This is a genomic window from Thalassobacter sp., assembly GCF_982993085.1.
Genome location: NZ_CEZFMW010000114.1, coordinates 1 through 11,893, shown reverse-complemented (window position 1 = coordinate 11,893; position 11,893 = coordinate 1). Strand labels below are relative to the sequence as shown.

Sequence of the window (11,893 nt, the reverse complement as noted above, 5' to 3'; positions counted from 1 at the left end):
AAACGCGTGCCCGAGATCGCGCGAAATCACTGCCCAGCTTCCGCGAAATACGCAATCAGCTTGGATATAGTGATTTTCTTGGGGTTCAGGCCCTTTGCGGCCTCGGTCTTGAGCGAGTACGCGTGACCGTCGACCTCAAGATCGGCTCCGCGGTTGACCATACTACCGGTCAGGCTTGCCTCGCGACCCGAACGCTTGAACGAGTGCTCCAGGGTGTGCTCGAAGTTCTCCTTCTTGAGCGCTACGCCGCTGGAGGCGTGATGGGCCGCCAGCCTAGTCGAGAAGTACTCGAACGCGTCCGCGTCCAAAAAGTCGGTGCGCAGGTGCTCGCGCTCCTGCTCATCTGCGAACTTTGCAATGATCCCGGTGAGCACCTCTACCTGAATGGGCGTGAGGCCGCGCAACGCCTCGACCGCCTCCTCAATGTCCTGCCGCTTATCTGCTTCGTCTGCCATTCAGTTCGCCAAACTTAGAAGTTTGGCGAACTGTCGAAGATTTATTGCTGGTCAAGAAGGTGGCTTTGCCACTGTAAGCTCAGTCCTTGGTCTTGCGGCGCATTGGGACGTCAGTTCCGCGTTTCCGCATGACGGCTGCAACGCAGGCCACTGACCTCACGCTCGTCTTGGCGTCGGGGAACTCGGCTACGACCCTGTCCACGATGGTCACGTAACCAACGTCGGAGTCCATGAGCAGCTCCTGCACCAGCGAGCCGATCGTCCGCTTCGGCTCAGGGCCGTGGAGCTTGGCCGCTACGATCTTCTCGTCGACCGTCTGCTCGCGCTCGGGCGTGTCGTCAGCGTCCGGTGCGGTCGGTTCGGCGTTCTCGGTCGCATCGGCAACAGGCATGTCAGCCGCACCCTCACCGAGGACGCCGCACTCTACCACGATTGATCCGGGGTGCTCTCCGCGCTTCTTCTCGGCCAGGTCGGGACGGCCGCAGAAACCGACCGCACCCCATCCCTCCTTTCCTTCGAGGAGCACGGCATGGGTATAGGTTCGGTCTGTCTTGCGGATGTGCTGCGAGCCGTTTGGGGCGGTTGCGACGTAGGTGGTCTTGGTCATGGCTGGTCTCCTTTTCAGCAACGGGCGATGTTCGCCCGTTCGATGGAACCACCTTGTCGCGATGCCGGGAGCCCGCCAGCCCCGCGGGTGGCTCCGTAGTAACTTGTCATCAAGGCGGAGCCACAACCTCTGTTCAGCGAACAGTCATTCATTCTGCGACTCGAAGGTATCCCCGGTGATCCAGACTCTTCACAATCAAATGAAACCAATCGATTGAGGAGTCGCAATATGACTGCAGTAATTATTCCGTTCGCACTCAGACATTCAGAAACCAACGATCATACGGAATACACTGTTGATCTGATGCATCTTGATTTGACTTCGCAATGCCTCAGCGATCATGGTTGGAGCGCCAATATCATCATGTATAATGCGTGTGGAGCAGAGAAGGCACCAACACTACGGACGAACGCTCCTCTACCTGATGCAATCAACGCGTCGAAAAAGGCATACGCGATTCTTTGCGAATTCATTATTTCGGAATGCAACCTTGAGCAGTCTGACCTTCCCAATCAAGAATATTTCTCACTTCGCATCGTGACCACTTGGAAGCATCAAAACTAAAGGATTGTATCTCATTGAACGCCATAGCAGCGCCAGAATTGGTGTCCGGCGCTGCTTGTTTAAGCATGGCCGAATTAGGCCGCGTTCCTGATACTGGCCCGCATCTCTGCTTTGTAGTGGCGGCTTGCTTCGTTTTTCATCTCGCGCATTTTCTTCCAATCACCACCAGCACGTCGCCATAAACTGCGCAGGCTGGCTGCCGTTTTTTCTGTGCAACTGAGAACCGGGGCGAGTTGCGCGCTGTTTACTTCTGGGTTGTGGTTAAGATTTATGGCGGCTCGTTCGTATAGGGAAAGTCGTTCCAAGTCGTTTCCTTTCGAGGTTTTCGATAAAGGACCTATCGCTTTCACGCCGCCGAAGCTTCAGTCTCTGCTTCAAACCAATCGCGCACTAAAACGCGTGCGGCATTGAGTTGTTCGGTGTCGCAACCGCCCAGCGCCGTGTCCAAAGCCTTGACCACAAGAGCTTCGTCATACCAGTGGCCGTAGTCCCGCATAAGGATCGGGACGAGACCGATCAGCCTAAGTTCACTCTCAGCGATCTGGACTTCGTCGCGCAGCCGATATGTCGTTCCGTTCTCGAGTTCCGATTTTGGGAACTTGACGCCTAGCTCGACCCAGCCGTCGCGATCATTGCCGCATGTCGGGCAAGTTCCATTTTCGACGACACGATAGTGTTCTGCTGCCTCGCCTTCGATCTTAAGTACTGTTTTGGTCATTGCGATCTCCTATCAAGATTGATCGCTCACATGATTCGCGTGAACGGTCCATTTAATAGAAAAACGTCAAGCCCCGGCATATCCTTATTTGGGATAGGCGTTCGGTGCCTTAAGATGTTGGAGACGAAAAAAACCCGCACCAAAGGATGATGCGGGCCTGAAAGCCTTCTAGAAAAATCGGAACTTAGGATTGCAAGCGCTGGTGAGCTTCGGCTACGTCCATGCTGGTCACGCCGCCGCGTTCGAGTTCTTGGGCGTCGTCCCGGCTCTGCATCAGCGCCTTGCCCATGTCCGTGCTCAGCATGCGGTCGTAGGCCTTTTAGAACGTCTCGCTAGGCTCCTGCATCTGCTTGGCCAGCTCGTCGAGCTGCCGCTCGGCAGCCTCACGGTTGGCCGCTGCTGCCTTCCGAACGTCTTTGGTCTTGGTCATGTTCTTCTCCTCAATGGGCGATTTTGCCCGTTTGGCCGCCGCACGGGCGGTCTCCACGTGTTGTTCGAGCTGCTCGACTAGGGTGGCCAGTTCCATGACCTCCTCCGCGTCGGCCTCGTCCCGTGCCAAGCGTTCGAGGGCGTCCTCAAGCTCCTTCTTGCGATCCTCCAGCAGCTTCAGTTCGGCGGCGTGGCGTTGTCCCTCGTTGCTCATCCGACCTTCTCCATGTTCTCCAGTTCCTGCTTGGCTTCGCGAGCCACGTTCGGTTGCGGGCTGTCGGCGCGCACACGGAGCAGTTCCGTCCGCAGGCTCTGGGCGACACGCTCCTCCGCGGCGGCCAGTGCGATCGCGTGGCGCTCTCGAACGACCGTCTCGACGCCCAGGGCGCGGGCGAGGCCGATGCCACCTGCACTGACGAGCGTACGGACCAGGACATCGTTTTGCCGGTTCGCGACGAGCCCGCGTTCGATCGGGGTCACGTCGCCGTTCGCGGCTGACGTGGCGCCGAGGTCCCTACGGACGGCCTCTTGGTAGGCGGGCCAAGCTGTGGAGAGGGCGGTCAGTGCGTCATCCACGGCGCGGGCCAGCTTCGCCCGCTCGGCGGTGGCTTCGAGCGCCTTCTCCGCGCGCACCGTCCGCTGTCTACGTTCGGCACTCGCGGCGGCAGCACCCTGGCGTTCCTGGAGCTCGGCGAGAGCCTCGTCCACGATGCCGATACGGGTCGCGATGGCGGCCGAGGTGTCGCCGGGTTTCTTGCCCTCGATCAGGCGTCCCGCTCCTCGGCGCGGGCCTTGTCCAGTTCGCCGGTCAGGCGCTCGCGGTCTGCCCGCAACTCGCCGATCCTCTTTTCCAGTTCGTCTTTCTTCATATGCAATCCTCAGCCTCCGAATGTCGGGAGTGGCGGACGGCCTTGACCCCGTCGTAAAAGGCCAGCCGTCCGCCGTGCGTACCCGGTTCGAGAAGGAGGCTCTGACGGAGCGACCGGGCACATTCGAACAATGCCGCGTCGGCTCAGTGCGGGGGACCAGCGTATGAGCGTCGGGCTTCAAATGCTGGCGGATCACGCGCCCATGAGGTCCAGCTCCATCTGGCGCAGCAGCTCGACGGGCGCGCCGTCGGTGGACAGGAAGCTGCCGGGGTTGTCCTGTACGTCGGAGCGGTAGGAACGCCAACACCGGGCGTTCGGGCAGTCCACGCCCGCTGCGATGAAGGCCTGCATGACCGGGCGGACCCAGCCGCGCGGGAACCGCGTGGAGCCGTGGATGTGGTACATGGAGGACAGCAGACGAACGGCGTTCGCCCGCATGGTCAGGCCGGGCAGCGGCGGCCAGTCGGCCGCGGCCTCCTGGACCAGCGCCTCGGCCTCGCGCTGTGTCTTGACGAAGCGGATGGCTGGCAGCGGCGGGACCGGCCTCCCATCGACAGGCACAGTGGTGGCCGTGGCCCCCCAGGCGGGACCCGTCCCGCTCAGATCAGGCATCCAGTACCACGCCCATGTCGGCCAGCCTCTCACGTTTTCGTCGGATCAGTTCGAACCGCTCCTCCTGCTGCGTCTCGATCTCGTCGAACTCTCGCTCCAGGTCGGCCAGTTGCTGGCGTTCCCTCGTGACGACGCGCTGCTGTGTGTCCTGCATGGGTGTTCTCCTGACCTCGGGCGTTAGGCCGCATACTGCCGCGCCGTCGGCTCCACGTAAGCCAACGACGGTGCACACCTGACACGGGATCAGTGGGTCCGGGTGCGGTAGGGTAAATGAAAACAGGGGATTGGATTAAAATCACGATGCCAAGCACAGAACGAAGAACAGTTTCGAGGGTAGTTCTCATGGGCCTATTTGAAGTGCGTGAGCTTCAGAACGGCCAGGGCATCGAAGTTATCCAGGTTTGGACGGCTTGTGCGGCACTAATGAGTGCAGCTTTCGCAGCCTCCGGGTTTGCAATGCCGTATGCCACACCGATTGCTACGCCAGCGTCAACTGCCGCGGTTATACGATTTCTGATCCAATCAGCTAAGGCGATCGCCGCAGAAATCAAACGGCTATTGCTGCGTTCAACGCTGTCAATATCAGGTTGTTCAACGGTCGTTTGCTGCCGGATTTCATCAATCGCAGCTTTGATCCGCAACCATTCCTCTCTCGGGACAGCCTGAACGAGTTCTAATTCCTCGGGCGGATTGTTGTGACCCATCATTGAAGGGGCTTGTGCTTTGGCCTCGAACGTTTCCAGAAGCGGTTGGACTATTGCTTCCAATTCGTCCAGTCGGCGGATCACATCGGCACGGGCTTCTGGCTCAGGCGGTGTCGGCGCACGATCTGAGATGATAGGCGGCCATTCACCGTCCCCGTCGACTATCTCGCCAGAGGCAACGCGGTCGTCCTCGTCAGGATGCTCGTAAAAGTCCCCACCCGTCTGCGGAGCCCACTCGACCGTACCGTCCTCCTGTACCTGATCTACGGCCAGCATCATGGTATCGAAGTCGACAGCCTCCGAGAATTCTTCCTGAATCTGATCGCTCGCGTCAAACGGACCGCCGAACAGGAAGACGTAGCCGCCAAGGTCCTTGTTGTAGGGTGTGTCTTTCTGCGGGTCCTCGAACTGTCGGCGGAACCACTCCAACATCATCGCGACCTGCTCATCTCGGCTCATAGCCCTAACCTGGTCGGCTGTGTATCCACCGAAATCGGCGAACGATCCAAATGTCGAGGTCATACAAAAATATCCGCTAATTCTCTCTCAACCAAAGGTTTTAGAGCGATACAGCGGGCTAGGGAAGCGAAAGGCCGCTTCTATTGCTGGTTAGTCCTCGAAGTAGGGCGTGCCGGCGATCCACTCCAGGAGCCGCCCGCGCGTCTCGTCGTCCAGGTCCAGCCGCGCCTCCACCGAGAAGGTCGCCTCGTCGCGTACCTGCGCCGATTGCCACGACACCGGCTCGCGTCCCTCGTCCATCTCGGCGATCAGACCGTCTGCGAGGGACTCAAGGTATCCCAGGGCCACCCTCATCGTCTCGTAACCGTCCGCGAACTTCACCGTGGCGACACCCCCGGCATTTACGAGCGTTACATGGACCGAGCCATCAGTCATCGGACCGTCCCATGGTCTCGTGTGTCTTCCCCTGGATCACCTCGGCAACTTCGACGCCCGGATGTGCCCCCGAGGCCCTGGACGCGCCCAGAGGTCGTCGTACGGACCCGGTGGAGCCTCCAACGAGCCTCGGCTTCCTCGGCAACTCGTTCACGGTGGTGTTGACCTGAACGTTCGTCTGGGCCGGGCCGTCCGCAGAGGTCATCCGAAGAGAAAGGAGCTTGTTCAGCACCCTCGGATCGACGCTCGCCGTTTCAAATCGGTAGACTGGCTCGAAGTCATCATCCAGCTCGGGTTCGCCCGTCTTGAGGTCGAAGCACTGGACCCACTTGCCGGTCCCCATCTCCAAGGCCGTCTGGACCACACGCATTGTCAATTCTTCCTCGAAGGCGGCCAACGCCTCATCCCATGCTTCTGCAAAGTCCGGATGCTTCGCACGCCGGTCGTAGAAGGTACGCCGGGTCAGACCAGTCATGTTGGCCGCGTAAGTGATGTGGCCGAATTGACGGAGATAGTGCAGAAACTCATCGCCCTTCTCGCCGTAGATCGGGCGGGTGATTGCAGCAATCTTTGAAGGCATCCGCGGGTCACTGGCCGGTTTGATCTGGTTCATCCTCATCAAGCTCATTGTGCTGCCTATTCTGTCTTCGTCACTGTGCTTGGCTGAGGCAGGCGCCGATTAAGCCCTTGAAGTCATTCACGCCCAAGACACCAGAACGCCCAATTCAGTATCAATGGGGCGGCCTATCTGTGCGGGCTGATAACCTCAGGTTTTTCACGGACAGCATCCTCGTTGCCGTTCGAGGTCAGAATGTCGTGTTACGTTGGAGCCGTATGCCAGCGATTTACGAAGGAGTGTGCCGGCTCACAACGTTGTGCAGTCCCGACCTTCCAAGCTGGAAGAATTCTACATCAACAATGCGTTTTCGGAGCCTTCTGTAACGTATTGTTTTTATTGCCTTGTTGATGGCGTTGATCTTCGTTGACCGTTTTCGCTATATATACCCGGACTGCACACTGCCCCTGTGTCCTGACCCGTACCCTATGCCTAATCGGCTTATTCTACCAAGATATATTGCTTTAAGATCAACATGATCAACATCGTCAACAAGTGTTCCGAAACAAAGCCTTAGACGAGACGCTTCAGGTCAACAAAGATCAACGACCGTCAACGCCGTGACCGAATGGATGCGCTCTGATTGCCAGAACATCACTCATCGGCTCGGACATACCCTGCCGAAACACGACCACCCAACCTGACGCCCCGCTTGTGCTTCCAGCCAAGGGTTTCCATAGACCGCCTCAAACGCTGCGCATGGCCTTTGTTCTGCCGGTCGCTTTCCAAGCCGAGATAGCTCAGCAGGTCCTGCGTATGCACCTTGTCGGCGGAGGGAGGCTCACGCAACGGTGAGGCAACCCGCTCCCTATCGATTACATCCGCAGCGTAGTCACCCGTGCCAGCCTCAAAGGCCTGCCGTTCCGTTTGCCGGTTGCTGAGCATGACGGCCAGGCTATCAACCCAAGGATCATCAACCGTTTCGTCTGCCTGGCGTTCTGCGGCCATCGACCACAAAGGCTCGGGCAATACATGACCGATGCCCGATTTGAACAACGCATCCGCTTCGGCCCAGAGTTGGTCCCGATGCTCAGCAATCCAGCCCAGATCAACCCTGGACCCAGAAGCCATTTCCAACGGCCAGAAACGCCGGGCACCCGTTGGGTCGCTCAGGTATCCGCCTTCGTTCACAGTGCCCGCAAATACCACACGGCGTTGGTGATCCTTTGTGTTGCGATCATAGGGCGTTCGATACCTGTCTATAGCTCGGGACATGAATGCTTTGAGAACGTCCATATCACTTGCCCGAAGACCTGCCAATTCGGCAAACTCGTGGACCCAGACACCTTCCAGGTTCATGGCCGCATCTTTGTTCCTGAGATCGCCGAGCTCTGCGTCACTGAACCAATCCGGGGAAAACAGGTCCCGAATGCCCGTAGATTTCAAAGAGCCCTGTGGCCCCTTAATGACCGGCATCGTGTCCAGCTTGCAGCCCGGTTGCCTTTGACGCGCCACGGCCCCGACCATAAAGCATTGTGAGACGGCCTCGGTGTAATCGTCCCGGCCACATTGAAAGGCGATTGTGAAGAGGTCCTTTACCCGGCTTGTCCCATCCCAAGTCAAGCCATCCAGATAGTCTAGGATCGGGTTGAATTTGTATAAATAGGCAACCGTTGTGATTGCGTCCTGAACGTTTTCCTTGGACGGCTGGTAGTCCTTGCGCTGGTGCTGTTCCATCAAGAACGTGCGGGCCAACAAGAGCAACTTGTCAGTCAGCACACGGCCATAGCCTTCACCCCAGGGCAATTCACCCATCAGAACAACCCGCTGCTTGAGTTCGTCAAACCTTGGATCGAGCTTGGAGCCCGTAATTGCCTTTAGGGCATTCTTGGCCGTGTCGGGGGCTACGCCGGTCTTCTTGTTGACCATCAAGCCACCTTCATGCACCGGCCTCCTTTGGGGTTTGGCGATGGCACCCGCCGGCACTCCAGTTTGATCGAGGTCGTCGTTAAAATCATCTGCTGGAAGTGTCCTGGGAATGGCATCCTCAGCCCCTGCATCTCTCAGCATTTTATGCAGGGTGCGGAGGGTAATGCGATTGCCGTCATTGTTGGCGTGAAGGCTATCCCATCGGATGCGGATCAGGGTACCGTGATCTGCATAAGCAGGATCCTGAGTGCACCAGTCCACAAGCTCCTGACGCCCATCCCCTGCCGTTGCATGGTGGCAGGCCTGCATCAAAGTGAGCCAATCGTCATGGTCTGCAAAGTCGGTTGGGTCCAGGTGTTCAAGCATCTGAGCCAGTTCTTCCTGATCGTGCTCGCCCCCGCCAGTTGCCACGCAGCCTGATGGTCTTCGGATCAGATCGACAAGGGCCTTAGGTGCAGCCTCGGCACCGAATGCACCAAGCTCAGGCGTGTCAGCCTTCCATGTGTAGGTTTTCAGGCTATCGGGATGAACCGAACCAGGGGCAACGACCTGACGGCCAACCGTCTTGAACTCGATGCCGGGAAACTGATCGTTCAGGCTATCTCTGGTGGAAACGTCCTCTGGCTTAGCCATATAGATATGCAAGCCACCCGAGCCGGTTTCAACGGTCGAATAGAGGTCCGGGTCCATACCAGTCCAAAGAACCAGCTCGACAAATGGGTTGATTGGGGACGCCAAGGTCTGACCATCAGGAAAGGCCCGAGGGTCCACATCCAAGACCAGATCAAAGGGCTTCAGACGCACGCCGACGTTGTTACCAGCCTCCATGTGCTTGATTTGGTCTTGGGATTTATAGGGACGCTTCATCCAGTTGCTGTCGATCGGAGACTTGCCCCTTTTGCGTTTCTTGCCCTTGACCTCATCTTGGGCCGAAAACTTATGCAAAGGGAGAAGCTGGTATCCACTGGCCAGCAAGGGCGTCAGTTGTGACGCATCGGTATGAACACCCATTTCAAGCCCCCGCACGTTTGGCGCTATAGGCCTCGATCACAGAACGTTCATAGAAAACCGCTGTCCCAATCTTCACGAAATCAGGACCAGCATTCTTGTATTTGGTGTTGTTGCGGCGATTACGAAAGGCCATCAGCGTGGTTGCAGGATGCCCGGTCAAGGCCGCAGCTTCCTTCGTCGTCAGAAGGTCTTTCAATGGTGTGCCAGAAGGCTTGGGGGCGTTATCTTCGGTTTCAGGCATGGCAGGCCTCCTATATGCTAACGTATCGACCGGATTGCCCTGCTAGGCGGCTGTGGAAATCCGGTCTATCGATCAGAACAATACCGTGCCCAAATCCGCCCGCATACCAACACTTGACCCGCACGCAACGAACGCTGGCGTAAGGAAATCATTAGCCTTGTCTTCGAAGCGGACCGTTGGTCTTAGGTCAAATGTTGGTGGAATTGTCTTTCCAGTTCCGCCTCGTGCAAGCACCAACGTTTCGGTTCCTGTCTTGCAGCTTCGTCCCGCAAATATCCGTTTTCCCAGAAATTCACGTTGTCTGCATTCGAGTTGATCGCATCCAAAGCGGTTCCGAATTGAACGGTGATTTTGCCCTGCTGGTCTTCCAACCAATCGATCGGGAAAAGTCCCAAGAACTCGGCAAGCAGTCGAAGGCAGGCATCGTCAAAGCCGTTGAAACCCGCAGCCCAACTGGCCTCAATCACCCGTTCAACCGGGTCGGTGCTGTCCAATTCAGCCTCTTGTAGGAGCATCTTGGCCATCTCGTACCGGTCTTCTTCGTTCGAATAATCCGGCATCGGGTCTCGGTGCTGTATGACTGTTATCTTTCGCATCACGCCGCCCCCGACATCATGAAGGCGTCCAGGTCGTGACGGTGGTAACGAACAATCCGGCCGACGGTTCGGCAGGAAGGGCCGGTGCCTTTGCTACGCCAATTGTGCATGGTGCCAGGTGAGACCGAAAGGTATTTGGCGGCGACTTCAGTTGTCATCCAAGGGGTTTCGTTTTCCAAGTTGCTCATGCTGATAACTCCAAAATCCAAGTGCGTCCAAATGGACAGCGATGAAATCAGGTTATCAGCTTGCAAGGTCTTGATATGCCAACGTGCTAAGACATCGTACCATCATTCACTCAACACCGGCCTTGGCCAGAACCAAATCCTCTAGAGCTTGAGCATGGGGCCGAAGGGCTTCAACCAAATGCGTCTGATGCACATACCCGCCAGAGGCCCCTGGAAGCCGTTGACCCAACAGAAGCGCACCTTCTGCATATGGCACAGCAGCAGCAATCATCATCGTTCTGGCATGGTGGCGAAGTGCATGTGGAGACGGAACACCAGCCCTTTTTGGCTCTGCAACGTGGCCTGTGGCTGACCCCGGTGACGGCCAAAGCCAAGGCGAGTTAAGAGGCTCGTCCTCCTTCATCCTGGCCCTTAAGGTTTCGGTCAACCAGCGGCCGGTTGGGAAGGACCAAGCTCCGCCTGTTTTCATATGGGTGAAGGTCAGGACGCCAGCCACTGCGTCAAAGTCGGCACATTTCACACCAAGCAGGGAAGTTCTCCGTGCACCCGTCAGAAGAAACGTCCGTTGCAGGTCACGCATCAGGGGAGACATGGCTTCGGTCGTGGACCAGAAACCGGCCAAGTCCAATTCGCCGACTTCCCGTTTCGGGGTTGCAGGGACACGAAGGGCATCAACGGGGTTTGCCCCAATCGTTTCGTCATGGCGGCGGGCCGTATTCACAAGAGCTCGAACAGTGCGCATGACCGAACCACCCATGGTCTTGCCGTGACGCCTGGTGAGCTGGTCCATGAGCTCTCGGCAGTCCTGACGTGAAATGTCAGCCACGGCACGACGTCGAAGACGCCCGAGGTAGTTGTCCATATGATACTGGTAGTTTCTGACCGTTGCGTCAGAAAGCTCGCGTTCTTTCAGGGCTTGTTCCAGCGTGATGCCGGTAGACTCCGGCCCCGCCGTGGGATCGACGCCAGACTGGATCGTGGCCATGAGTTTTCGAGCCTCATTCCTGACCTCGGCAAGACGGAAATGGTCAGCCCGTCCGATCTTGACCCTCACGGTTCGAACATGTCGCTTTTCCCGCCGGACGTCGCTTTGAACAGAAAAGGTCTTGCAGGTCTTGTGGCAGATACACATCAACCCTTTTACATCGGTGTCCCGATGGATGCCTGAGCCAAGTGGGAGGTCCCTGATACGGGCCTCGGTGAATTTAAATATGGTCATGGAAAGTACAGTCCCGAGTACAGTGTTTGCGATTGATCCAGGTGGGCCTGGATGGTGCTACCGGGATGATATTGCTATGTTTTCAAGGGAACGTACGCCCCGAAGGAGGCCAAATGGACCATGATTTTCTCGCAATCTCAGACTGTTAATCAATTGGTCGTAGGTTCGATCCCTACCGCTGGAGCCACTTTAACAGTAAAATCAGTTATTTATATAGTTCACCAACTAGGCAGAGATCTTTTGTATTGCGGCCAATGATCGGCTCTGTTGCACAAATCGGGGTTTGAGGAGACTTCCCCTT

Annotated in this window: 17 protein-coding genes; 1 reads left to right on the top strand and 16 read right to left on the bottom strand. The window is 57.4% G+C overall.

From position 1 onward, the window contains the following. Positions 1-26: 26 nt before the first annotated feature. Entirely contained in the window at positions 27-455 is a 429-nt protein-coding gene (locus AC4GMC_RS14890; RefSeq protein ID WP_487877123.1) for a hypothetical protein, read from the bottom strand. A 79-nt stretch (positions 456-534) separates the two neighbouring features. Next, positions 535-1,062, bottom strand: a complete 528-nt coding sequence (locus tag AC4GMC_RS14885) for a hypothetical protein (protein WP_487877122.1) — start codon at positions 1,060-1,062, stop codon at positions 535-537. Positions 1,063-1,290: 228 nt separating this feature from the next. Between AC4GMC_RS14885 and AC4GMC_RS14880 the strand changes: the two genes are divergently transcribed. Continuing rightward, on the top strand, positions 1,291-1,626 hold the full coding sequence (locus AC4GMC_RS14880; protein ID WP_487877121.1) for a hypothetical protein: 336 nt from the start codon (positions 1,291-1,293) through the stop codon (positions 1,624-1,626). A gap of 74 nt (positions 1,627-1,700) precedes the next feature. Here the strand turns inward: AC4GMC_RS14880 and AC4GMC_RS14875 are convergent, their stop codons facing one another. The 14 genes from AC4GMC_RS14875 to AC4GMC_RS14810 form a co-directional block, all read right to left on the bottom strand. Then, a complete protein-coding gene (locus tag AC4GMC_RS14875; protein WP_487877120.1) occupies positions 1,701-1,931 on the bottom strand; it encodes a hypothetical protein in 231 nt (76 codons plus the stop codon). Between the two features lie 41 nt (positions 1,932-1,972). Then, positions 1,973-2,344: a hypothetical protein gene (locus tag AC4GMC_RS14870; protein ID WP_487877119.1), complete on the bottom strand. Its 372-nt coding sequence runs from the start codon at positions 2,342-2,344 to the stop codon at positions 1,973-1,975. 319 nt (positions 2,345-2,663) lie between these two features. Continuing rightward, the gene (locus tag AC4GMC_RS14865; protein ID WP_487877118.1) at positions 2,664-2,987 is read right to left on the bottom strand and encodes a hypothetical protein; all 324 of its coding nucleotides are present in this window, start codon (positions 2,985-2,987) and stop codon (positions 2,664-2,666) included. After that, complete coding sequence (locus AC4GMC_RS14860; RefSeq protein ID WP_487877117.1) at positions 2,984-3,481, bottom strand: hypothetical protein; 498 nt, start codon at positions 3,479-3,481, stop codon at positions 2,984-2,986. Before AC4GMC_RS14860 ends, AC4GMC_RS14865 begins: the two co-directional genes overlap by 4 nt. 353 nt (positions 3,482-3,834) lie before the next feature. Then, positions 3,835-4,254, bottom strand: a complete 420-nt coding sequence (locus tag AC4GMC_RS14855) for a hypothetical protein (RefSeq protein ID WP_487877116.1) — start codon at positions 4,252-4,254, stop codon at positions 3,835-3,837. Continuing rightward, a complete protein-coding gene (locus AC4GMC_RS14850) occupies positions 4,247-4,408 on the bottom strand; it encodes a hypothetical protein (RefSeq protein ID WP_487877115.1) in 162 nt (53 codons plus the stop codon). Before AC4GMC_RS14850 ends, AC4GMC_RS14855 begins: the two co-directional genes overlap by 8 nt. Before the next feature lie 214 nt (positions 4,409-4,622). Beyond that, entirely contained in the window at positions 4,623-5,480 is an 858-nt protein-coding gene (locus AC4GMC_RS14845; protein WP_487879277.1) for a hypothetical protein, read from the bottom strand. 87 nt (positions 5,481-5,567) lie between these two features. Next, the gene (locus tag AC4GMC_RS14840; RefSeq protein WP_487877113.1) at positions 5,568-5,852 is read right to left on the bottom strand and encodes a hypothetical protein; all 285 of its coding nucleotides are present in this window, start codon (positions 5,850-5,852) and stop codon (positions 5,568-5,570) included. Beyond that, a complete protein-coding gene (locus AC4GMC_RS14835) occupies positions 5,845-6,465 on the bottom strand; it encodes a hypothetical protein (RefSeq protein ID WP_487877112.1) in 621 nt (206 codons plus the stop codon). The genes AC4GMC_RS14840 and AC4GMC_RS14835 overlap by 8 nt, the downstream gene beginning before the upstream one ends. Positions 6,466-7,062: 597 nt before the next feature. Beyond that, positions 7,063-9,348 (bottom strand): VapE domain-containing protein, encoded by a 2,286-nt coding sequence (locus tag AC4GMC_RS14830; protein ID WP_487877111.1) that lies wholly within the window; start codon positions 9,346-9,348, stop codon positions 7,063-7,065. Position 9,349: 1 nt separating this feature from the next. Continuing rightward, on the bottom strand, positions 9,350-9,589 hold the full coding sequence (locus tag AC4GMC_RS14825) for a hypothetical protein (protein ID WP_487877110.1): 240 nt from the start codon (positions 9,587-9,589) through the stop codon (positions 9,350-9,352). A gap of 182 nt (positions 9,590-9,771) precedes the next feature. Next, entirely contained in the window at positions 9,772-10,185 is a 414-nt protein-coding gene (locus AC4GMC_RS14820) for a hypothetical protein (protein WP_487877109.1), read from the bottom strand. Beyond that, positions 10,185-10,373, bottom strand: a complete 189-nt coding sequence (locus tag AC4GMC_RS14815; protein WP_487877108.1) for a helix-turn-helix domain-containing protein — start codon at positions 10,371-10,373, stop codon at positions 10,185-10,187. The genes AC4GMC_RS14820 and AC4GMC_RS14815 overlap by 1 nt, the downstream gene beginning before the upstream one ends. A 106-nt stretch (positions 10,374-10,479) precedes the next feature. Next, positions 10,480-11,592, bottom strand: a complete 1,113-nt coding sequence (locus AC4GMC_RS14810) for a tyrosine-type recombinase/integrase (protein WP_487877107.1) — start codon at positions 11,590-11,592, stop codon at positions 10,480-10,482. Positions 11,593-11,893 lie beyond the last annotated feature (301 nt).